Origin of the sequence: Pseudomonas sp. R1-7 (genome assembly GCF_051132105.1) — a bacterium.
Classification (GTDB): Bacteria; Pseudomonadota; Gammaproteobacteria; order Pseudomonadales; family Pseudomonadaceae; genus Aquipseudomonas.
In genome coordinates this window covers 4,612,690-4,635,230 of sequence record NZ_CP071661.1, presented here as the reverse complement: position 1 = coordinate 4,635,230, position 22,541 = coordinate 4,612,690, and the positions used below count along the sequence as shown (strand labels likewise).

Below are 22,541 nucleotides of genomic sequence, written 5' to 3'. Positions count from 1 at the left end.
GGAAGAAAATAATTACAAAATATTTGTAATGGAGCTTTTTCGACACACACAAAAAAGGCCACTCTTTCGAGTAGCCTTTCTTGATGTTTGGTTGCGGGAGCCGGATTTGAACCGACGACCTTCGGGTTATGAGCCCGACGAGCTACCAGACTGCTCCATCCCGCGTCTGTGTGGCGGCATTCTACAGGCGAACGCCAGAGTGTCAACCGTTAATAGAGAGCCGGGTGAAATAAACGGCTGGTTCGCCTAAATGCGCGAAAACAAAAGGAAATTGTCCTACAAGCTTCAGTGAGGACCACGGACGTCAGGGGCGTGGTTCGGCAGAGGCCGACAAAACAGGCGTGCACAAAAAAGGCCACTCTTTCGAGTAGCCTTTCTTGATGTTTGGTTGCGGGAGCCGGATTTGAACCGACGACCTTCGGGTTATGAGCCCGACGAGCTACCAGACTGCTCCATCCCGCGTCTGTGTGGCGGCATTCTACAGAGGATCGGCAGACTGTCAACCCCTGTGTGGAAAAAACATGTTCCGCTTCAAGTGGTTAGCCCTAGCCAGGGGCCATGTGACAGCGCTGTGACGCACGCCCGGCAAGGGCTGGCCCCTATTGGTCAGCCCCCGGTGATTGAAAAAATCCATTCATGTAGGGATTTTGCCGGTTCAATGAAGGATCTTTCAAAGTACTGGTGCTATATACAGGTTCGAATGAGATACTGGCGTCCCGATTCAATCCCGTGTGCCGCTTTTCTATGACACAACGCAAAATCATCCACGTCGACTGCGACTGCTTCTATGCCGCTATCGAAATGCGCGATGATCCGCGGCTGGCCGGCAAGCCGTTGGCGGTCGGAGGCTCGGCGGACCGCCGTGGCGTGATCGCAACCTGCAACTATGAGGCGCGGGCGTATGGAGTGCGCTCGGCCATGTCTTCCGGTCATGCTTTGAAACTCTGTCCTGACCTGACCATCGTCAAGCCAAGGATGGATGCCTACCGGGAGGCGTCGAAGGAAATTCACACGATCTTCAGCGATTACACCGACCTGATCGAGCCACTGTCGCTCGACGAGGCTTATCTGGATGTCTCCGCGAGTGCGCATTTCGGCGGCAGCGCCACGCGTATCGCCCAGGACATCCGCCGGCGCGTGTCCAATCAACTCCACATCACTGTGTCTGCCGGCGTTGCACCGAACAAGTTTCTCGCCAAGATCGCGAGCGACTGGAAGAAGCCCAACGGTTTGTTCGTCATTACGCCTGACCAGGTGGAAGATTTCGTTTCCGCATTGCCGGTAAACAAACTCCACGGTGTTGGCAAAGTGACCGCCGACAAACTGAATAGGCTCGGCATCACCGATTGCCTGCACTTGCGCGAGTGGGACAAGCTGGCGCTGGTGCGCGAATTTGGCAGTTTTGGCGAGCGACTCTGGAGCCTTGCCCGTGGGATCGATGAGCGTCTGGTGCACAACGACAGCCGTCGCCAGTCCATCAGTGTGGAAAATACCTACGACGTGGATTTGCCCGACCTGAAGAGCTGCCTCGACAAGTTGCCGGAGCTGATGCAAACCCTCGGAGGGCGCATGGCGCGGATCGACAGCAGTTATCGCCCAGGCAAACCGTTCGTCAAAGTCAAATTCCATGACTTCACCCAGACCACGTTGGAGCAGGCTGGGGCTGGGCGGGATTTGGGCAGCTATCAATTGCTGCTGACCCAGGCATTCAATCGTGGCGGTAAGCCGGTGCGGTTATTGGGTATAGGGGTGCGGCTGGAGGATTTGCGGGGCGGGTATGAGCAATTGGAGTTGTTCGAGCGTTGAGCACGCGTGGGAGCAAGGGGAGCAATCCCCTCGCCCAGGCAAGGTCAGCTCGCCCCAGGATCTGCCACCAACCGTCCACCGTCCCTGGTCAGCGCCTTCAGGAACTCGGTCTGCAATTCCGGATCGTTGCGGGTCAGTTCGATCAGGCTTTGTTCAAGCTCACTGGCTTCTTCTTCAAGCCCCAGTTCCGACAGGCGTTTGACCCGGTGAACCCACTGGCTCACTTCGTCATCTTCCAGGTCGTCATAGATCAGTGCGTGGGCTTCGACCAGCTTGCTGCGTAGCGTGCTGCTGACGCTCAGGGATGAATCGGTGTGCACCTCGTCCTGCGCATCCGTCACGCTGATCTGCAATTTGCCGAACTGGCTCAGGTCATGCTCGGCGAACGGGCTTTCCAGCAGGTTCAAGCGCAACACACCGTTGCGATCTGTGCTCATTTCGAACGTCTGGCGAGCGGCCTTCACCTGCACCGGGCGTTCGCTCCAGGGCAGGCTCGAGTGCTCCGTGCGCTTGTCGCGTTGGACTTCATCGATACCGGCCAGGTTCTGTTGCGCCCGGCCGTTGGAGGGTACGTTCATGAACGGGTTCAGGCCGGCGAAGCCGTAGCTGATCCAGTCGCGGGTCGCGGTGTCAGGCAGGGTGCCCAGGGCGAACACATTGACCACGTTCGCGCCGACACCGGCGACCACCGCCACCGCGCCCAGCGGAATCTCGTAGACCTCCCGCCAAGGCTGGTAGGGCGTGTAGCGATCGTAGTGCCGGGTGACTTCGAATTCGGTGACTTCGAAAGTCTTCTGCTCATTGATCCGAACCCGGCGCTGCGGCAAGTCGAGCACCTTGGGTTCGCCCACATCGATCAGCAGGCTATGGTCGAGCAGCTTGCGCTCGATCCGTTCTTCGTGCTCGTTGCGTTGCGACATCTGGTTGGCGCAGCCGCTGACCAGCAGGGCGCCGCACAGCGCGGCGCCCCCGAGGCCTAAGGTGTTTCGCTTGAACATGACGTCTCTATCTGGTCTCAGCGGCTGATACGGGCCTGGAGGAAGGAGAGCACGTCGGCGACCGGCAGTGCTTGCGGCTCGGCTTCGGTGCGGCTCTTGTATTCCAGGTTGCCTTCGGCCAGGCCGCGATCACTGACCACGATCCGGTGCGGGATACCGATCAGCTCCATATCGGCGAACTTGATGCCAGGGCTGGTTTTCTTGTCGCGGTCGTCCAGCAGCACTTCGAAGCCGGCGGCTGTCAGTTCGGCGTAGAGCTTGTCGGTCGCTTCGCGAACTTGTTCGGTTTCATAGCGCAGCGGCACCAGGGCGATCTGGAACGGCGCGAGTGTGTCGCTCCAGATGATCCCGTTCTCGTCGTTGTTCTGCTCGATGGCCGCCGCCACCACGCGGGACACGCCAATGCCGTAGCAGCCCATCTGCAGGGTGACCGGCTTGCCGTTCTCGCCCAGCACTTCGCATTTCATCGCCTTGCTGTACTTGTCGCCCAGCTGGAAAATGTGGCCGACTTCGATGCCGCGCTTGATTTCCAGGGTGCCTTTGCCGTCCGGGCTTGGATCGCCAGCCACGACGTTACGCAGGTCCGCAACGGTTGGAACCGGCAGGTCGCGTTCCCAGTTCACGCCGAAGTAGTGCTTGTCATCGATGTTGGCGCCGATGGCGAAGTCGCTCATCAACTCCACCGAGCGGTCGATGATGATCGGCAACGGCAGGTTCAGCGGGCCGAGGGAGCCTGCACCGGCGCCAATGGCGTCGCGCAGCTCGGCGTCGGTGGCCATGACCAGTGGGCTGGCGACGCCAGGCTGGTTGGCGGCCTTGATTTCGTTCAGCTCATGGTCGCCACGGACGATCAGCGCAATCAGCTTGCCTTCTTCTTCCGCGCGCACGATCAGGGTCTTGATGGTGCGTTCGATCGGCAGGTTGTAGCCTTCCACCAATTGGGCAATGGTCTTGGCGTTTGGCGTATCGACCAGGCGCATTTCTTCGGTCGGCGCAGCGCGGGAGGTTTCCCGTGGCACGGCTTCGGCTTTTTCGATGTTCGCGGCGTAGTCGGAGCCGTTGCTGAAGACGATGTCGTCTTCGCCGGACTCGGCCAGTACGTGGAATTCGTGGGAACCGGCACCGCCGATGGAGCCGTTGTCCGCTTCAACCGGACGGAATTTCAGGCCCAGGCGGGTGAACACGTTGCAGTACGCCTGGTGCATGCGGTCATAGGTGACCTGCAGCGACGCCAGGTCGGCATGGAACGAGTAGGAATCCTTCATGATGAATTCGCGACCGCGCATCAGACCGAAGCGCGGACGGATCTCGTCACGGAACTTGGTCTGGATCTGGTACAGGTTGATCGGCAGCTGTTTGTAGCTGCTCAACTCGTTGCGCATCAGGTCGGTGATCACTTCTTCGTGGGTCGGGCCCGCGCAGAAGTCGCGACCGTGACGGTCCTTGATGCGCAGCAGCTCAGGACCGTATTCCTCCCAGCGTCCCGACTCCTGCCACAACTCGGCCGGTTGGGTGCTCGGCATCAACACTTCCAGAGAGCCGGCGGCGTCCATTTCTTCGCGGACGATGGCTTCGACCTTGCGCATGACCCGCAGGCCCATCGGCAGCCAGGTGTACAGGCCCGAGGCGAGTTTGCGGATCATGCCGGCACGCAGCATCAGCTGATGGCTGATCACGACGGCGTCGGAAGGCGTTTCTTTCTGTGTGGCGAGCAAAAATTGACTGGTGCGCATGGTTGGCCGTTGTCGGTTGCTGATGACGAGAAGTGACGCAGCATTGTACGGGCGAGATGCCCTGGCGTACAGGCGCGTGGCCTGTTGCCGGATCCAGGCGCCGGTTTCTTCGGCACCTGATGAGTTTTCCTACGACTTTGGGGGCTACGACTCTTGGGCGGGCCGGGTCGGCGGCGATTCCGGCTCCGACTCCGATCCAGGCGTCGAGCCCTGGCGGCGGTTTTCCTGGTACCAGTGCAGCGCGATCAACAGCAGGGTCGGAACGCCAAGCAGGGCGGTGATCAGGAAAAAGTCGTGGTAGCCGAACTTCTCCACCATGACCCCGGAGTAACCGCCGATCAAGCGCGGCAGCAGGAGCATGATCGAGCTGAGCAGGGCGTACTGCGTGGCCGAAAACTTCAGGTTGGTCAGGCTGGACAGGTACGCGACGAATGCCGAAGTCGCCAGGCCCGAGCTGAAATTGTCCAGGGAGATGGTGACAATCAGCATCTGCAGGTCGGCGCCCATGTCCGTGAGCATCAAGAACAGGATGTTGGTGGCTGCCGAAGACACGCCCCCAATGAACAGGATCGGCAAGATGCCGAATCGCACGATGAGCAGGCCGCCCATGCCGGCGCCCACCAGCGTCATGATCAATCCGAAGATCTTGCTGACGCTGGCGATCTGATCCTTGGTGAACCCTTGGTCGATGTAGAAGACGTTGGCCATGACGCCCATGACCGTGTCGGACATCCGGTAGGTGGCGATCAGGCCGAGCAGCAGCAGCGCCTGCCAGCGGTAGCGCAGGATGAAGTCGTTGACCGGCGTCAGCACGGGCGCCAGGCCGCGACGGCCCATGGAGGACAGGCATACGGCCGTCAGGATGATATAGAGAATGGCGCGCAGGAAGGCCCGATCTTCGAGCAGCAGGTCGAGCAGGCTGACGCCTTCGAACAGCACGCTGGCGAAGTTGGTGTTATAGAGCTGGGTGAACATCGCCGGGACCGACACCAGCAGCACGATCAAGACGAAGACCGACGCCAATTGATGGACGAAGGTATAGCGACCGGCCTGTAACTGGGTGCGCAGTGGCACGGGTGGCTCGCGCATGAACAGCGAGGTCAGCAATGCTGGCACCATCAACAGGCCGAACAGCAGGTACGTGCCGGCCCATGCCGAATGCTTGTAGCTGAACCCGGTGGAGCCGAAGCCTTCGGCGAAAAACAGCGCACCAGCGGTTGCCAGCAGGGCGGCGATCCGATAGCCGGACATGTAGCTGGCGGCCAGCGCGGCCTGGCGGGTGTCGTCGACGATTTCCAATCGATAGGCATCGACAGCGATGTCCTGGGTGGCGGAGGCGAAAGCCACTATCACGGCGATTGCGATCAGCCAGGACAGGTGCTTCTGCGGATCGCAGAAGCCCATGCCCACCAAACCCAGGATGACCAGCCCCTGTGAAAGCACCAGCCACGACCGACGACGCCCCAGCTTACCCAGCAATGGCAGGCGCCATTGGTCCAGCAATGGCGACCAGACCCATTTGAAGGCGTACGCCAGGCCGATCAGGCTGGCGTAACCGATGGTCTCGCGAGCCACGCCGGCTTCGCGCAACCAGACCGAGAGCGTGGAGAACACCAGCATGTACGGCAAGCCGGCGGCGAAGCCTAGCAGCAACAGCACGAGCGTCGAAGGACTGGCATAGGCGGCGAGGGCGGCGCGCCAGGTTTTACGGGGCATGGGCTGGAGTCTGCCTCAAAAATTGCGAAAACAAAGCGCGCACTCTAACCGCTGTGCTCTACCGGGCGCCAGCCATGGCGCTGAATATCAACACGATTGTTCAGGATACTGATCCCTTCCGTGCGCAGGCGTGCGCGTTGTTCGTCCCCTGATGCGCTGCCCGCCGGCAGGCTGATCCGGCCACCCGAACCCAGCACGCGATGCCAGGGCAGCTTGGTGTCGTTCGGCAATTGGCTGAGGGTGCGTCCGACCCAGCGCGCGGCGCGCCCCAGGCCGGCCATCTCGGCGAGCTGGCCATACGTCACGACCTTGCCGGCGGGCACCTGCGCGAGGGTCAGATAAAGCGTGGTGCGGCGGATATGGGCGGCGTTCTCGGTGTCCGCAGGCGTGTCAGTCACAAGCACGGTTCCTGAAAGTGTCCGTCTGTAGATTAATTCCTACAGAGCGTGTTGATAAATGAACTCATCATCCATAAGCAGGTCAGTCGTTCCTGAGGTGTCATCCCGGGGGATAATGCCGCCTTTTCACCGAAAACTTGAGCCCATTATCGCTTATGTTGTCCAGAACCCTGCTGTGCCTAGCTGTTACGAGCGCCTCCATGCCCTTGCTTGCCGATACCGTCTGGTTGAAGAACGGCGACAAGCTCAGCGGCAAGATCACCGTTTTCGATGGCGGCAAGTTGCTGATCCAGACCGATTACGCCGGCGCGGTCCCTATCGACTGGAAACAGGTCAAGACCCTTGAAAGCGATCAGCAGTTGCTGGTCAAGCAGGACGCCTACACTGGCGAAAAGGCCAAGGCGTTGCAGGCGGCCGAGGATGGCAAGGTGACCTTGGCCAACGGTGACGCCCCCAAGACCGTCGAGCTGGCGAGTATCCAGCAGATTCTCAAGCCCAAGCCGGTGGTCGAAGATCTGGTCTGGAAAGGCAATATCGACGCCGCATTGGATTATCAGCGCGCGGAGGCCGATACCGACGATTACGATATCGACTTCAAGACGTCGGCGCGCCATGGCAGGTGGCGGCACACCGCCGAGGGCGAATACAACCGTGAATTCCAGGACGATGTGGTGTCGGCTGACAATTGGCGGCTGGAATATTCCCTCGACCGATTCCTGACGGATAAATGGTTCTGGCAAGGTCGTCTGAACTACAAGCGCGACAAGGTCGAAGACCTCGCTCGCCAGCGTGTGGTGGGTACCGGTCCGGGTTATCAGTTCTGGGACGATGAACTGGGTGCATTCTCCCTGGGGTCGCTGCTCAACCGCACCGATTACGAGTACCGTGATGGCGGCACGGACAATTTCTATTCCGTGGCGATGAAGTGGGATTACAACCGCTACCTGATCGGCAAGCGCGTCGAGTTGTTCACCAATGGCGAAGTGGGCAAGCCATTGTCCGGCGTAGCCGAGTACGCCTATGACGCCGAGGTCGGGTTGCGCTACAAGGTGACCGACTGGGCATCGCTCAACCTCAAGGCCGAGAAGGACGTGATCGAAGGGACGGAAGACAGCGACCTGAGCAAGACGCGCTACACGGCCGGGTTTGGCGTGACCTGGTGATTCCAGGCTAACCAACTAAATCCTGTGGGAGCGAGCAAGCTCGCTCCCACAGGATTTTTTTTGCGACTGAAAAATCGACAGGCACAAAAAAGCCCCGCTTTTAAGGGCGGGGCTTCTTACTAAAGCAAGGACAAGTTAGATAACTTGAACTTCTTCAGCTTGCATGCCTTTCTGACCGCGGGTAGCGATGAAAGAAACCTGTTGGCCTTCTTTCAGGCTTTTGAAGCCGTCGGATTGGATAGCTTTGAAGTGAACGAACAGGTCGTCACCGGATTGTGGGGTGATGAAGCCGAAGCCTTTTTCATCGTTGAACCACTTAACGGTACCGGTTTGGCGATTAGACATGGTGTAACTCCTTGAACAAAGATAACTGCGACTCAGGAAGAACCCTGGCCGAGACTGAGTGCAAAGAGCAGGAAAAATTCTTGTAGATGGTTGGATCGAAATTCAACATATCGTGTAGAGATTCTCAGTGACACAAGCAGCACAGTGACGCCACCTTAACCCTTTTTCCGGAACGTGCCAATGGTCTTTGCGAAGGTTTCTCGGTTTTAATGACTGACGGCACGCGCGTTGGCTGCCGGGCCCCGGAAATCAAGGTGGATCGCCGAGATTTGCGTCTCGCACTTTGAACCCGCTCCGCGCCCCGGTAAGATGCCGGACAGTTTTTTTCCACCTCGCTATTTCAGGAAACCGCCATGAGCATCAAATCGGACAAGTGGATTCGCCGCATGGCGCAAGAGCACGGCATGATCGAGCCCTTCGTAGAGCGCCAGATGCGTGGCGAAGGCGCCGACCGGCTGATTTCCTTCGGTGTTTCCAGCTACGGCTACGATGTGCGCTGCGCCGATGAATTCAAGGTATTCACGAACATCAACTCGGCCACCGTCGACCCGAAGAATTTCGACGAAAAGAGCTTCGTCGACGTCAAGAGCGACGTTTGCATCATTCCACCGAACTCCTTCGCCCTGGCCCGCACCGTCGAGTACTTCCGCATTCCGCGCAACGTGCTGACCATCTGCCTGGGTAAAAGCACCTACGCCCGCTGCGGCATCATCGTCAACGTCACGCCGCTGGAACCGGAGTGGGAAGGCCATGTGACCCTGGAATTTTCCAATACAACGACCCTGCCGGCGAAGATCTACGCCAACGAAGGCGTGGCGCAGATGTTGTTTCTTGAGTCCGATGAGGAGTGCGAAGTCTCCTACAAGGATCGTGGCGGCAAATACCAAGGCCAGCGCGGCGTGACATTGCCGCGTACCTGATTCTGACGAGCTGTTGGAATTCCTGGGCGGGCAGGCACTCTATGAAGTGTACTGCCCGTTTTTTTGCGTCAGCCCAATGGGCCTTCGCTCAGGAGTAGCTCTATGAAGATCGATCCGCGAATCAGTGCCGAACTGGCAAGGCTTGAGCCCAATCAGATCGGCGTCCTGGCCTGGTCACTGCTGGCCCATCCTGCTGAAGCGGCAGGCGGCATTCCGGGTGACCCCGATCCTGACCCCAATCCAACGGATCCCACCGAGCCCGGTGAACCGACGCTTCCCGACGAGCCGCCTCCTGCGCCCGTAGCCTGATCAAGATATGGCCCGTCAGTTGACGCCAATGTGCTTCAACTGACGGGCCATATTTCGTTGTCGCCGACCACGAATATCTTGCAGTCGTTGTCCAGCTCGACCCGGTAGCCTCCGGTGAATGCACCGAAGGCTGGCAGTAGGCTGGCATCGCTGCCCAGGCGGAAACACGGCAGGCGCAGCCGTTGCCGGCCTTTGCCGGTCAGGTGATAGACCGGGTGTACGTGGCCGGCCAACACGTGTCGGCTCGAATGCGGCGTCGGCTCGTGTTGCACGGCGAATGGGCCCAGCAGCAACGGCTCCGGAACGACCCGGATATTCATTGTCGTCGGCGGATCGCCGGCACGTTTGTCATGGTTGCCGCGTATGAGCGTGATGGCCAGTTGTTGATGCTTTTCACGCCAATCGGCCAGTGCCTTCAAGGTGCCAGGGGCATGGGAACCTGGCCCGTGAAGAAAATCCCCGAGGAAAATCAACAGTCGGCACGGCAGGCTCGCCAGCAATCTATCCAGCACGGCGATATTGCTCGCCGTCGTGCCGTGGGGCACCGGTTGACCGAGGCTGCGATAGGCTGCGGCCTTGCCGAAGTGCGCGTCGGCCACCATCAAGGTTTCCTGGGCTGGCCAATACAGCGCTTTCTCTGGCAGCAGCCAAAGCTCTTCGCCGGCAAGGTTGACGGGGTAGGGCGCAGGCATCAGGCATTTCCTTTATCAGCGGTTCGTTCCAGGTCGCTGACCATTCGGCGGATGCGATCGGCGAGCTTTTCCGAACTCATGCTTTCGCGCAATCGCTCTACCAGCAGCGGGAAGGCCAGTGGGGTAGGACGCTTGATGACATGCAGGTCCAGCTTCAACGTATCGAGGCGTTCCAAGGTCTGCTCCAGGCGGCGTATATCCAATTCTTCGCGCAGGACTTCCTCGCCGGCCTGGGCCAGCAACAGGTTATCGACGTCATATTGTTTGAACACTTGATAGAACAACCCGCTGGAGGCCTGGACTTGCCGGGTGCTCTTCGGCGCGCCGGGATAACCGGCGAATACCAGGCCGGCGATCCGGGCGATCTCGCGAAAGCGCCGAAGGGCCAGCTCTCCGGCATTCAGGCTGGCGAGAACGTCGGGCAGCAGGTTGTCGGTACGCAGGAGCGCCGGGTTCAGGTGCGCTGACCAATCCAGTTCGGTGGCGCTGAGCAGTTCCAGGCCGTAGTCATTGACCGCGATGGAAAACGTTATCGGTTGTCGCTGACTGACGCGCCAGGCCAACAGGCTGGCGAGCCCGAGATGCACCTGGCGTCCGGCGAACGGATACAGGAACAGGTGCCAGCCCTCCCGGGACTTGAGCGCTTCGGCCAGCAACGAACCCTGCGTGGGCAGCCCGGACCAGCGCAGTTGCGTTGATAATAGCGGCTGCACCGCTTGCATTTCCGGGCCTTCGAAATGACCTGCGGCGGCCTCGCTCAGGCGCGCCACGACGGCGGCGGCGAGTTCGCTGGAAAGTGGCATGCGCCCGCCGTTCCAGCGTGGCACGGCAGCTTTTTTCGCCTGGCTGCGCCGCACATACGCCGTCATGTCTTCGACCCGGACCAGTTCGAGCAGTCGTCCAGCGAACAGAAACCCGTCGCCGGGGCGCAGCCGTGCGATAAAGCCTTCCTCCACGCTGCCCAGGGTCTTGCCACCGCCGCCTTTGCTCCAGAATTTCAGTTGCAGGCTGGCGTCGCTGACGATGGTGCCGATGCTCATGCGGTGGCGTCGGGCCAGGCGGGCGTCAGGTACGCGCCAGATACCGTGTTCGTCCGGTTCGACGCGCCGGTAGTCAGGGTAGGCTGTCAATGACAGCCCGCCGTGGCGCACGAACGCCAGGGCCCATGCCCATTCGGCAGGGTTCAGGTCGCGGTAGGCCCAAGCGCCGCGCACCTCGTCGAATAATTCATCCGGCGTGAAACCGCCGCCCAAGGCCATGCTGACCAGATGCTGGACCAAGACGTCCAAGGGCTTGCGGGGCGATTCGCGGGGCTCGATGCGTCGCTGCGCCACGGCATCCTGCGCGGCGGCGGCCTCGATCAATTCCAGGCTGTGGGTCGGCACCAGGGTTATTCGAGAGGTTCGGCCCGGTGCGTGGCCAGAGCGTCCGGCCCGCTGCATCAATCGTGCGACGCCTTTGGCCGAACCGATTTGCAGCACGCGTTCCACCGGTAGGAAATCCACGCCCAGATCCAGGCTGGACGTGCACACGACTGCTTTGAGTTGGCCGTCCTTGAGAGCCTGCTCGACCCAGTCCCGGGTGTCGCGGGACAACGAGCTGTGATGCAGCGCGATCAGCCCGGCCCAATCCGGACGTGCCTCGAGGATCGCCTGATACCAGATTTCCGACTGCGCCCGGGTATTGGTGAAGACCAGGCAACTGCTGCTGATATCGATTTCGGCGACGACCTGGGGCAGCATTTTCAAGCCGATGTGCCCGGCCCAGGGGAAAAGTTCCAGGGTCGGCGGCAATAGCGTATCGACTTGCAGGGTCTTGGCGTTGGCGCCCTGTACGCTGATGCCGTTGCCTTGCGGGATCAACACCTGTTCGGCGTGGGCCTGGTTGCCCAGCGTCGCGGAGACTCCCCAGACAATCAGCTCGGGATGCCAGCGGCGCAAGCGAGCCAGGGCCAGTTGCAGTTGCACGCCACGTTTGTTGCCGAGCAGTTCGTGCCATTCATCCACCACGACCATGCGCAACGTCGAAACGGCGGTTTGCGCGTCGGCGCGGGCCAGCATCAGGGTCAAGCTCTCAGGCGTGGTAATCAGCGCCGTGGGCAGGCGCCGGCCTTGGCGGGCACGTTCGCTGGCGCTGGTATCACCGGTGCGCAGGCCGACGGTCCAAGGGATGTGCAGCGGCGTGAGCGGCGCTTCGAGGGCTTTGGCGGTGTCGGCGGCCAACGCGCGCATTGGGGTAATCCACAATACCGTCAACGGTTCGGCTGGTGGTTTGCGTTTGCGCGGTGTATCCGGCGGCGGCATCGAGCGCGCGAAACGATTGAGGGCGGCGAACCAGACGGCGTAAGTCTTGCCGGCGCCGGTGCTGGCATGCAGCAGCCCCGACTCGCCACGCTTGACCGCGGCCCACAACTGTTTTTGAAAAGCGAACGGCTTCCAGCCGCGGGCGTCGAACCACTGTTTTGCGAAATTGTTGGATGTCGCCATGCCTGCCGCGTGCGCCCTGAAAGTCCTTCTTCAGAGACCACGGCGGGACATGAAAGGTTTTATGACACTGGTTGTGGCAGGCGCGCTTTTGTGGCGATGCGATTACTTCAGGTTGCCACTGAGAAACTGCTTGAGCCGCTCGCTCTTGGGATCGCCCAGCACATCTTCCGGCGCGCCTTCTTCTTCCACCAGGCCTTGGTGCAGGAACAGCACTTGGTTGGACACTTTGCGGGCGAAGCTCATTTCGTGGGTCACCATGATCATGGTCCGGCCCTCTTCGGCCAAGCCCTGGATCACCTTCAGCACCTCGCCCACCAGTTCCGGGTCCAGTGCCGACGTCGGCTCGTCGAACAGCATGACCTCCGGCTCCATTGCCAATGCGCGGGCAATCGCCACGCGTTGTTGCTGGCCGCCTGAGAGGAACGCCGGGTATTGCTCGGCGACGCGTGCCGGCAGGCCGACCTTGTCGAGGTAGCGCCGGGCGCGGTCATCGGCTTCCTGCTTGCTGACGCCCAGCACCCGGCGTGGCGCCATGGTGATGTTCTCCAGCACGGTCATGTGGCTCCACAGGTTGAAGTGCTGGAACACCATCGCCAGGCGCGTGCGGATGCGTTGCAGCTCGTCGGCGTCGGCCACGCGCATGCCATGATGATCCTTGATCATCTGGATCGACTGGCCGTCCAGGCTCATGGCGCCGTCGTTGGGCTGCTCCAGAAAGTTGATGCAGCGCAGGAAGGTGCTTTTGCCCGATCCGCTGGCGCCGATGAGGCTGATGACGTCGCCGGTCTTGGCCTTGAGCGAAACGCCCTTGAGCACTTCATGTTCGCCATAGCTTTTATGCAGGCCTTCAATGGTCAATTTGTACATGGAGCATGCATCCTCAAGGCGAAAGTAGGTAACCGCTGCGGTAGGCCTCGGTGCCGGCGACATGGGCGATGACCATGCCCGCGGTGGCCATGCGGCGCAGCGAGCGGGCGTACAGCAGCCCGGCGTTACGGCAATGAACGGGGGTGACGGTGTCGTTGACCGGGTCGATGATCTCGGCGATCAGTTGCCCCGCCTCCATGTATTCGCCGGGCAGGGCGCTGTAGACCAGCAGCCCGCCGACCGGCGTCGCCACCGGTTCGACGGCTGCCAACGGCGTGGCCGGGTAGGGCAGGTCGGGCAACGGCACCGGTTCGCCGTCGATGGCCCCGAAGTGGATCAGGTATTCGATCAGTGCCTGGCAGTCGAGGCTCGCCAAGCCATGGTTGACGTCGCCCTGGCCACGCAATTCGACGGTGACCGAAAAGCTGCCCAGGGGAATCTCGAATCGCTCGCCAAAACGTTCCTTGAGTTGCCACCAGAGCAGCGTGAAACATTCGTCGAACGACTGGCCGCCCGAATCGGTCGCCAGCAGGCTGGCTTCGGCACCGATATAACGCGCCAGCGGCTCGACCTTCGGCCAGGCTTCGGGCGTGGTGTAGAGGTGGGCCACGGCTTCGAAATCGCAATGCAGGTCGAGCACCATGTCGGCATCGCAGGCGAGTCGCTGCAGGACCAGGCGCTGGGATTGCAATTGCGTACTGGCGGTCTGCCGATTCAGGGCGTCGCGCAGGCTGGTGCGGATCAGCAGCAGGTTGTGCTGCGGATCGTCGGTCAGCAGCCCTTCGATTTCGTTGCCGATCTCTTCGCTCAGGTCGACGAAGCGGCGGTTGAAATTCTGCCCACTCTCCAACTCGTAGCGGCCCAGGGGCACATCCATCAGCACTTGTTCAAGGCCGATGGGGTTGGCGACCGGCACCAGCACGATTTCGTGCCGCAGATGGCCGGACGCCTCGAGTTCGGCCAGGCGCTGCTTGAGGTGCCAGGCCACGAGCATGCCGGGCAGCTCATCGGCGTGCAGGGATGATTGGATATAGATCTTGCCATCGGCTTTTTCCGGGCCGAAGTGAAAGCTGTGGATCTTGCGTGCTGTCCCCGGCAGCGGGGCCAGCAGGTCATGGATCTGGTGGCGCATTTGCGTGTATGTCCTGGAACGGAAGCCTTAGTGGGTCGGCCCGAGAAAGGCCAGCCAGCGGCGCTCGGCGAGGCGGAAGAGGCCCACCAGTGCAAACGTGACGGTCAGGTAGATCAACGCGGCGATCCCGAACGACTGGAACGTCAGGAACGTGGCCGAGTTGGCATCCCGCGCGACTTTCAACACGTCTGGAACGGTAGCGGTGAACGCCACGGTCGTCGAGTGCAGCATCAGGATCACTTCGTTGCTGTAATACGGCAACGACCGGCGCAGGGCCGACGGCATGATCACGTAGGCGTAGAGTTTCCAGCCGGTCAGGCCGTAAGCCTTGGCCGCTTCGACCTCGCCATGGTTCATGCTGCGGATCGCCCCGGCGAAAATCTCCGTGGTGTAGGCGCAGGTGTTCAAGGCGAAGGCCAGGATCGTGCAGTTCATCGCGTCGCGAAAGAAACTGTCGAGCAGGGGTTGGGCGCGTACGGCCTCGATGCTGTAGATGCCGGTGTAGCAGATCAGCAGTTGGATGTAGAGCGGCGTGCCACGGAACAGGTAGGTGTAGAACTGCACGGGCCAGCGGACGTAGAACTTGGGTGAAACCCGGGCGATGGACAGCGGGATCGACACCACGAAGCCGATCAGCAACGAAGCGCTGAGCAGCCACAGGGTCATCGCCAGGCCGGTGATGTTGACGCCGTCGCTGTAGAGAAACGGTCGCCAGTATTCCTGCAGGAGTTCGATCATCGCACGGCCTCCCGGGCTCCAGCGGCGTAGCGGCGTTCAAGCCAGCGCAGGATGACATTGGATGCGCTGGTGATCAGCAGATAGATCAGCGCCGCGAGCACGAGGAAGTAGAACAGCTGGTAGGTACTCTTGCCCGCGTCCTGGGCCGCCTTGACCAGATCGGCCAGGCCGATGATCGACACCAGGGCGGTGGCCTTGAGCATCACCATCCAGTTGTTGCCAATGCCTGGCAGGGCAAAGCGCATCATTTGCGGGAACACCACGTAGCGGAAACGCTGGCCACGCTTGAGGCCATAGGCCGTGGCCGCTTCGACCTGCCCGCGAGGCACCGCGAGGATCGCGCCGCGAAAGGTTTCGGTGAAATAAGCGCCATAAATGAAGCCAAGGGTGATCACCCCGGCGCCGAATGGGTTGATCTCGATGTATTCCCATTCCATGAAATCAGTAAAGGATGTCAGCCAGGTTTGCAGGCTGTAGAAAATCAGCAGCATCAGCACCAGGTCCGGCACGCCGCGAATCAGCGTGGTGTAGAGCTGGGCTGGAACACGCAGCAGCTTGAGGCTGGACAGCTTGGCGCTGGCGCCCAGCAGGCCGAGCAAGACGCTTAACAGCAAGGACAGGGCAGAAAGCTTGATCGTCATCCAGGTGCCTTGCATCAGCAGCGGGCCGAAGCCCTGCAGGCTGAAGGCCGAGAGCCCCAGATTTTGTAGGAGTTGTTCGAACATGGAAGGTGCCTTTGGCAGAAAAAAAGTGCCCACCCGAAACCGGGTGGGCACCGCACATTATTTGCCGCTGTACAGATTCAGATCGCCAAAGTGTTTTTTCTGGATTTCGGCGTACTTGCCGTCGTCGTGTAACGCTTTGATACCTTTATCCAAAAGTGCCTTCAGCTCTTTGTTACCTTTCTTGATACCGATAGCGGTCTTGGATGGCAGCAGTTCGCTGTCCACTGGCTTGCTGACTTCGTAGCCTTCGCCTTTTGGCGACTTCAGGAAGCCCAGTTCAGCCTGGAGCATGTCCTGGATCGCAGCATCGAGACGGCCCGAGGTCAGGTCAGCGTAGACCTGGTCCTGGTTCTGGTAGGCCTGGGTCTTGACGCCGGCCTTGTCCAGCACGGCCTTGGCGTACGCTTCCTGGATGGTGCCTTGTTCGTAGCCGACGGTCTTGCCCTTGAGCGAGGCAACGTCTTCGCTCAGGCCCGAACCTTCCTTGAATACATAAGCCGTTGGGCCGGAGAACAGCTCGCTGGTGAAGTCGATGGCTTTTTCACGGGCCGGGGTCACGGTCATGGACGAGATCACGCCGTCGAATTTATTGGCCTTGAGGCCCGGGATCATGCCGTCGAAATCACTCTCGACCCATTTGCATTTAACCTTCAGTTCTTCGCAGATCGCGTTGCCCAGGTCGATGTCGAAACCGACCAGGCTGCCGTCGGCGGCCTTGGATTCGAAAGGCGCGTAGGACGGGTCGACACCAAAACGCAGTTCCTTGTATTCCTTGGCCGTGGCAGCGCCAGCAGCCATGCACAATGCCAGTGCAGAAAGGGTCAGCAGTGCTTTTTTCATTATTGAGTCCCTAAAACCAATTTGAGCGCTTGTGGCGCGTTGGATTGTTACCGGTGAAGGTCTGAACGGTATGACGGCATAAAGGTAGCAATTTCCGAACCATAGTGCCGAACAAGTGTTTTAAAAGCACTGGCGGCAGGAGACGGAACGCGATGGTGCGCGAGGGTGAGCGTACATCAAAAAACGCACCGGGATGGAGCGTGCGTTGCTATTTCAGCAAGTCCTGAAGCGTTGCCAGGGTGTCGGCTTCTTCGACGGTTTTATCCTGGCGCCAGCGCAACATCCGCGGGAAGCGCACGGCGATGCCGCTCTTGTGGCGCTTGGACAGGGCGATGCCTTCGAAGCCCAGTTCGAACACCAGGGTTGGCGTCACGCTGCTCACCGGGCCGAATTTTTCCACGGTGGTCTTGCGCACGATGCTGTCGACCTGGCGCATCTCTGCATCGGTCAGCCCGGAATAGGCCTTGGCGAAAGGCACCAGCGAGCGTTCGCGACTGCCCGGTGGGTTGTCCCATACTGCGAAGGTGTAGTCGCTATACAGGCTGGCGCGTCGGCCATGGCCGCGTTGGGCGTAGATCAGCACCGCATCGACGCTGAACGGATCGATTTTCCATTTCCACCACACGCCCATGTCCTTGGTCCGACCGACGCCGTACAGCGCGTCGCGCGCCTTGAGCATCATGCCTTCGACGCCGAGGCTGCGGGAGGCTTCGCGCTGGCGGGCGAGGTCGAGCCAGTCCCGGCCGGTCACGACGGGCGACGGCAACAGGACCGGGCTGTGGCAGCGGGCAACCAGTGTTTCCAACTGCTCGCGACGCTCGGCCTGGGGCCGGCTGCGCCAGTCCTCGCCTTGCCATTCCAGCAAGTCATAGGCCATCACCACCACGGGGGCGTCTTCGAGGATTTTCTTGCCCAGGGTCTTGCGGCCGATGCGTTGTTGCAACAAAGCGAAGGGTTGCACCGCCGGTTGCAGCGGTGCCTGCGGGTCGAAGGCGTCCTCGGTGGCCGCTTGCGGGGCTTTCCAGACCACGATTTCGCCATCGATTACCGTGCCGTCGGGCAACGCCTGGACCAGTGGATGCAATTCCGGGAATCGTTCCGTGACCAGGTCCTCGCCGCGTGACCAGACCCACAAGTGGCCATCGCGCTTGATCACCTGGGCGCGGATCCCGTCCCATTTCCATTCCACCTGCCAATCACTGGCCGGCCCCAGCAGGGCGTCGAATTGCTCCACCGGTTGCGACAAGGCGTGCGCCAGGAAAAACGGATAGGGCTGGCCGCCGCGCTGGGCATGTTCATCATCGGACTCGACGGCGATCAGCTTGAGGTAGCTGGCCGCCGTGGGGCGATGGGACAGATCGGTGTAGCCCACCAATCGTTGGGCCACCCGTTTGCTGTCCAGCCCGGCCATGCTCGCCAGGGCCCGGGTTACCAACAGCTTGGACACGCCGACGCGGAAACTGCCGGTGATGAGCTTGATGCAGAGCATCAGGCTCGGCCGGTCGAGCTGCGCCCACAGCGCCGGAAGCCGTTCAGCCAGGACTTCGGGCGATTCACCGCGCAGGGGCAGCAGTTTTTCTTCGATCCACAGCGCCAGGCCTTCGTCGGAGCTGTAGGACGATTCGGGCAAGACCAGGGAAATGGTCTCGGCCAGGTCGCCCACGGCCTGGTAACTTTCCTCGAACAGCCAGAGCGACAACCCGGACACCCCGACTGCCAGCTCCCGAAGGATCTTCACCGGTACCAACTGCCGTGGACGGCCACCGGAAAGGAAATACACCGCCCAAGCGGCATCTTCCGGCGGTGCCTTGCCGAAATAATCTCGCATGGCGGCAAGCTTGGCGTTGCTGGAAGTGGTGGCGTCCAGTTCAGCGTAGAGCTCGGCGAAAGCCTTCATGAAGCCTCCTTGCCACTGACGGGCGCCTGGGCGAGGTCTTCTTCGTCGTCGCCGTACTCGGTGGTAAAACCCTGGGCGTCGAGGCCTTGTTCGCAGAGATGGCGCACCAGCACGGCGACCGAACCGTGGGTGACCATGACCCGCTCGGCGCCGGTCTGTTCGATGGCCCAGAGCAGGCCGGGCCAGTCGGCGTGGTCGGAAAGTACAAACCCACGATCGACGCCGCGGCGCCGACGCGTGCCGCGCAAGCGCATCCAGCCACTGGCGAAGGCGTCGCTGTAATCACCGAAACGACGCATCCAACTGCTGCCACCGGCGGAGGGCGGGGCGATGACTAGCGCCTGGCTCATGATCGGGTCGTTCTTTTTGAAGTCGCCGGCGTATAGGGTTGGCGGCAGTTGAATGCCTGCTTCGCGATAGACCCGATTCAACGGCTCCACCGCACCGTGGGCGAGGATCGGCCCGAGGCCGGCATCGATGCCGTGGAGAATCCGCTGGGCCTTGCCGAAGGAATAGCAGAACAGCACGCTGGCCCGGCCGGCGGCGATGTTTCCTCGCCACCACTGGTTGATTTCCTCGAAGACCTGCGCCTGTGGCTGCCAGCGATAGATCGGCAGGCCGAAGGTGGATTCGGTGATGAACGTATGGCATTTCACCGGCTCGAACGGTGCGCAGGTGCCGTCGGGCTCGACTTTATAGTCCCCCGAGGCGACCCACACTTCGCCCTCGTATTCCAACCTGACCTGGGCCGAGCCCAGCACATGGCCGGCGGGGTGAAAGCTCAGGGTCACGCCGTGATGTTGCAAGGGTTCGCCATACGGCAGGGTTTGCAGGTTGATGTCCTGGCCCAGTCGCGAGCGGAGAATGCCTTCGCCGGGTGACGCGGCCAGGTAGTGCTGGTTGCCGCCACGGGCATGGTCGCCGTGGGCGTGGGTGATGACCGAGCGTTCCACCGGGCGCCACGGGTCGATGTAGAAATCTCCTGGCGGACAGTACAGGCCTTCGGGGCGGGCAATGACAAGATCCATGCGGTCACCGGGGCGATGGGCTTGTCAGGTAGAGGCGGGGGCGGGCGGAGAAGTTCGATCGTTTTGGCGGCCAGAGCTGACCCTGGACCTGTTGGGGAGATACTTAAAGTGCGCTGGAACCATCGTGGCGAGGGAGCTTGCTCCCGCTCGACTGCGCAGCAGTCGCAGAAAATTGGGGCCGCTACGCCCGAAGCGTCGGACCGACCCAGCGGGAGCAAGCTCCCTCGCCACGGTGGTAGGTGTCCGTCTATTTACCGGGCACCAACGTCAACCGTGTCTTGCCATACGCCCGGTCGAAGTTCTGCGGTTGCAACGGCAGGCTTTGATATTGCGCCTTGATCCACGGATCGATGCCATTGAGGTAGTTCGGGCTGGCCGGGTTGCCCGATTGGCCGGCGCCGCCCTGGATCGTCAACGGCTCCGGTTGGCTGAAATCGACAATAAAGCGCAGGGCAGGTGCCAGGGCTGTGTTGAAGTCCTGGCCCCACGCGAACGCGGCGCCATTGAGCGTGGTGCCGTCACCGCCGGCCGCCAGCGGGCCGCGTACGACCTGGCCATTGCTGTTTTTCCACTCGTAGCGATGCAGTTTGCCCCACTGCCAGGCGCTGCGATCGCTGCCCAATTGGCTCTCGCCGACAGTGATGGCCGCTGCCAGGCTGCGAGCCAGGATCACGGCCTTGTCTTCTTTCTGCGGGGTGCGCGCGTCGTCCCAGAACGGGCTGTCCTCGCGACCGAGCAGGTGATCGGACTGGGCCGAATAGGACCGTTGGCCGTTTGCTACGAGCGCTTTCCATGCCGGGCTGCTTTCAGGGCCCAGTTCGTCGAGGAACGTCTGTTTCATGCTTTCTTGCAGGAACAGCTCGTAGATCGCCGCGTCGGTGGACACTGGGCTGAGCCTGCCATCGAATGCCATCAGCCGGGTGTACGCCTCGCGCGCCTTGGCCCGGTCCGCCACCGGCAGGGCCTCGATCGCCTGTTTCAGTGGCTGGGCCATGCCTGGGGCTTCGAGGACTTTCTTGAGCTTGGCCGCGAAGGTCGTGGTCTGGTCATATTGCATGGCGCTCAGGCTGCGGGCGTCGTGCTTGCCGGCGCCGGCCAGTTCGGCCAGGCGCTCGCCACGCTCCGGCGCCGCCCAGGAGTTAGATAATTGCATGCCGTAGCCATGGGGAATGACCCGTTGGTTGGTGGTGCCGAGCCAACCTTGGGCCGGGTCCTGGTCGTAGGGGTGCAGCATCGGGTCGGCATAACCGTCCCAGTCATAGCGACCCTCCCAGCCGGGCGATGGCAGCAGCCCTTCGCCTTCGCGGCGGTTGGGGTAACGACCGGTCACTTGCCAGCCGATATTGCGCGCGTCGGCAAACACCATGTTCACCGCCAGGGCGCGGATCTCCCGGCTGGCATCCGAGGCTTTCTCGACGTTTTGCGAGCGCGACAGATCGAAGAACGCATCCAGGGTCTTGTCGTCGGCGAAACTCGGCAATTGCAAGGCCAGCCCCAGGCCGTTGGCCATGGCCGGGCCCTGGGCGCTGTTGAGCAAAGGTCCGTGGCGGGTTTCGTACACCGCTTCACGAATGGACCGTTGACCTTTGATGAAATAGGTTTCGTTGCGTACGGTCGCCGGCTGCCATTTGCCATTGACTTCGTAGGACAGGCCATTGCCCTGGCGTCGGATTTTTTCCAGGAACAGGTCCTGGTTGTCGCCCAGGACGCTGGTCATGCTCCACGCCACGTGGCCGTTGAAGCCCGCGAGAATCATCGGAATCCCTGCCACGGAAAGCCCGGCCGCCTGGTACTTGGGCGCGCGGATCTGCACTGGGCTCCAGAGCGACGGCACGCCCAGCGGGCCTTGATTGTCGCTGGCCAGCAGGCTCTTGCCGTTGCGGCTGCGTTGCGGGGCGATGGCCCAGTTGCTCGAAAACGCTGCGCCCAACAGGTTCAGGTCGGCCAACTGAGCGCCAGCCTTGCTGATGTCGTCCAGGCCGGGAACCTGGCCATTGAGCCGGACGCCCTGAAGCTTGTCGGCTTCCGCCACGGGCAGCGGCTCATCCGGGTAGGACGGGCTCAGCCAGGCCAGTTTGTCGTTGGTGACGGTCTGGGCCAGCACCAGGGTGGCGATTTCTTCCGGCAAGTTGGCCGATTGGCTGAAATTCAGCAGGCAGAACAGCAGCGCCGAGTCTTCGGGTTTCCAGTATTCGGGTTTATAGCCGGTGGCCGCCAAGTCCGCCGGCAACTTGTCCCGATAGCGGAACAAGTAGGCGTTGACGCCGCGGGCATAGACTTCAAAGAAACGCTTGAGGCGTGGCGATGACGCCTTGTACAGCTCGTCGGCGCTTTTCTTCAGGTTAACCGCCCGCATGTAACGGTCGATATCCAGCCGTTCGGCACCGGACATTTCCGCCAGCCGGCCTTGGGCAAGCAGGCGCAGGGTCGCCATCTGCGTGATCCGATCGCTGGCGTGGACATAGCCGAGGGCGAACAAGGCGTCGTGGAAACTGTTGCTTTCGATCAGCGGCATGCCCATGGCGTTGCGCCGGACCGAGACATTCTGCGCCAGCCCCTTGAGCGGTTGCACGCCGGTGGTGGGCGGGACAGTGTCCTGGGTGTTCCAGGCTTGGCAACCGCTCAAGCCGAGCACGCTGGCCACTGCTGCGGCAACGCCGAGCTTGGGAATGAAAGAAATAGAGGCTGGCGAGGCCATGGCAAAGCTCCTGCGGGAGGGGGTGGCACCAATAAAGGCGCTACGTTAGT

The 22,541-nt window shown here is 61.3% G+C and carries 19 protein-coding genes and 2 tRNA genes; 4 read left to right on the top strand and 17 right to left on the bottom strand.

Annotated elements, in window-relative coordinates:
- Window positions 1-88: 88 nt before the first annotated feature.
- Both J3P79_RS20720 and J3P79_RS20715 read right to left on the bottom strand, forming a co-directional pair.
- A tRNA-Met gene (locus tag J3P79_RS20720) sits at window positions 89-165 on the bottom strand.
- 220 nt (window positions 166-385) lie between these two features.
- Window positions 386-462, bottom strand: a tRNA-Met gene (locus J3P79_RS20715).
- Window positions 463-744: 282 nt separating this feature from the next.
- On the opposite strand from J3P79_RS20715, the gene dinB reads away from it, so the two are divergent.
- Complete coding sequence (gene dinB / locus J3P79_RS20710) at window positions 745-1,806, top strand: DNA polymerase IV (protein WP_434605432.1); 1,062 nt, start codon at window positions 745-747, stop codon at window positions 1,804-1,806.
- A 44-nt stretch (window positions 1,807-1,850) separates the two neighbouring features.
- On the opposite strand, the gene J3P79_RS20705 is transcribed toward dinB, so the two are convergent.
- The 4 genes from J3P79_RS20705 to J3P79_RS20690 all read right to left on the bottom strand — a co-directional run bounded on the left by J3P79_RS20705 (window position 1,851) and on the right by J3P79_RS20690 (window position 6,657).
- Window positions 1,851-2,804 carry a hypothetical protein gene (locus J3P79_RS20705; RefSeq protein WP_434605431.1) on the bottom strand — a complete coding sequence of 318 codons (954 nt, stop codon included), beginning with the start codon at window positions 2,802-2,804 and terminating at the stop codon, window positions 1,851-1,853.
- A 17-nt stretch (window positions 2,805-2,821) separates the two neighbouring features.
- Entirely contained in the window at window positions 2,822-4,537 is a 1,716-nt protein-coding gene (locus J3P79_RS20700) for a proline--tRNA ligase (RefSeq protein WP_434605430.1), read from the bottom strand.
- A gap of 144 nt (window positions 4,538-4,681) precedes the next feature.
- Entirely contained in the window at window positions 4,682-6,253 is a 1,572-nt protein-coding gene (locus J3P79_RS20695; RefSeq protein ID WP_434605429.1) for an AmpG family muropeptide MFS transporter, read from the bottom strand.
- A gap of 44 nt (window positions 6,254-6,297) precedes the next feature.
- Window positions 6,298-6,657 carry an MGMT family protein gene (locus tag J3P79_RS20690; protein ID WP_434605427.1) on the bottom strand — a complete coding sequence of 120 codons (360 nt, stop codon included), beginning with the start codon at window positions 6,655-6,657 and terminating at the stop codon, window positions 6,298-6,300.
- A gap of 149 nt (window positions 6,658-6,806) precedes the next feature.
- Here J3P79_RS20690 and J3P79_RS20685 point away from each other — a divergent pair, with 149 nt between their 5' ends.
- The gene (locus J3P79_RS20685; RefSeq protein WP_434605426.1) at window positions 6,807-7,814 is read left to right on the top strand and encodes a DUF481 domain-containing protein; all 1,008 of its coding nucleotides are present in this window, start codon (window positions 6,807-6,809) and stop codon (window positions 7,812-7,814) included.
- Window positions 7,815-7,949: 135 nt separating this feature from the next.
- Here J3P79_RS20685 and J3P79_RS20680 read toward each other — a convergent pair whose 3' ends face one another.
- Complete coding sequence (locus J3P79_RS20680) at window positions 7,950-8,159, bottom strand: cold-shock protein (protein ID WP_002554837.1); 210 nt, start codon at window positions 8,157-8,159, stop codon at window positions 7,950-7,952.
- Window positions 8,160-8,512: 353 nt separating this feature from the next.
- Here J3P79_RS20680 and dcd point away from each other — a divergent pair, with 353 nt between their 5' ends.
- Window positions 8,513-9,079 carry a dCTP deaminase gene (gene dcd / locus J3P79_RS20675; RefSeq protein ID WP_003184751.1) on the top strand — a complete coding sequence of 189 codons (567 nt, stop codon included), beginning with the start codon at window positions 8,513-8,515 and terminating at the stop codon, window positions 9,077-9,079.
- A gap of 102 nt (window positions 9,080-9,181) precedes the next feature.
- On the top strand, window positions 9,182-9,388 hold the full coding sequence (locus J3P79_RS20670; protein ID WP_039594500.1) for a hypothetical protein: 207 nt from the start codon (window positions 9,182-9,184) through the stop codon (window positions 9,386-9,388).
- Window positions 9,389-9,423: 35 nt separating this feature from the next.
- On the opposite strand, the gene pdeM is transcribed toward J3P79_RS20670, so the two are convergent.
- From pdeM to J3P79_RS20620, 10 genes are all read right to left on the bottom strand, one after another.
- On the bottom strand, window positions 9,424-10,080 hold the full coding sequence (gene pdeM, locus J3P79_RS20665) for a ligase-associated DNA damage response endonuclease PdeM (RefSeq protein ID WP_434605424.1): 657 nt from the start codon (window positions 10,078-10,080) through the stop codon (window positions 9,424-9,426).
- Entirely contained in the window at window positions 10,080-12,566 is a 2,487-nt protein-coding gene (locus tag J3P79_RS20660) for a ligase-associated DNA damage response DEXH box helicase (RefSeq protein ID WP_434605423.1), read from the bottom strand. The genes pdeM and J3P79_RS20660 overlap by 1 nt, the downstream gene beginning before the upstream one ends.
- A gap of 102 nt (window positions 12,567-12,668) precedes the next feature.
- The gene (locus tag J3P79_RS20655; protein WP_434605422.1) at window positions 12,669-13,433 is read right to left on the bottom strand and encodes an ABC transporter ATP-binding protein; all 765 of its coding nucleotides are present in this window, start codon (window positions 13,431-13,433) and stop codon (window positions 12,669-12,671) included.
- Window positions 13,434-13,446: 13 nt separating this feature from the next.
- The gene (locus J3P79_RS20650) at window positions 13,447-14,565 is read right to left on the bottom strand and encodes a succinylglutamate desuccinylase/aspartoacylase family protein (protein ID WP_434605420.1); all 1,119 of its coding nucleotides are present in this window, start codon (window positions 14,563-14,565) and stop codon (window positions 13,447-13,449) included.
- A 27-nt stretch (window positions 14,566-14,592) separates the two neighbouring features.
- A complete protein-coding gene (locus J3P79_RS20645) occupies window positions 14,593-15,303 on the bottom strand; it encodes an ABC transporter permease (RefSeq protein ID WP_434605419.1) in 711 nt (236 codons plus the stop codon).
- Complete coding sequence (locus tag J3P79_RS20640) at window positions 15,300-16,028, bottom strand: ABC transporter permease (RefSeq protein ID WP_434605417.1); 729 nt, start codon at window positions 16,026-16,028, stop codon at window positions 15,300-15,302. The genes J3P79_RS20645 and J3P79_RS20640 overlap by 4 nt, the downstream gene beginning before the upstream one ends.
- Before the next feature lie 57 nt (window positions 16,029-16,085).
- Window positions 16,086-16,868 carry a transporter substrate-binding domain-containing protein gene (locus tag J3P79_RS20635; RefSeq protein ID WP_434605416.1) on the bottom strand — a complete coding sequence of 261 codons (783 nt, stop codon included), beginning with the start codon at window positions 16,866-16,868 and terminating at the stop codon, window positions 16,086-16,088.
- A gap of 208 nt (window positions 16,869-17,076) precedes the next feature.
- Entirely contained in the window at window positions 17,077-18,765 is a 1,689-nt protein-coding gene (locus J3P79_RS20630; protein WP_434605414.1) for an ATP-dependent DNA ligase, read from the bottom strand.
- The gene (locus J3P79_RS20625) at window positions 18,762-19,793 is read right to left on the bottom strand and encodes a ligase-associated DNA damage response exonuclease (protein ID WP_434605413.1); all 1,032 of its coding nucleotides are present in this window, start codon (window positions 19,791-19,793) and stop codon (window positions 18,762-18,764) included. The genes J3P79_RS20630 and J3P79_RS20625 overlap by 4 nt, the downstream gene beginning before the upstream one ends.
- 247 nt (window positions 19,794-20,040) lie before the next feature.
- Window positions 20,041-22,491: a penicillin acylase family protein gene (locus J3P79_RS20620; protein WP_434605412.1), complete on the bottom strand. Its 2,451-nt coding sequence runs from the start codon at window positions 22,489-22,491 to the stop codon at window positions 20,041-20,043.
- Between the last annotated feature and the right edge of the window lie 50 nt (window positions 22,492-22,541).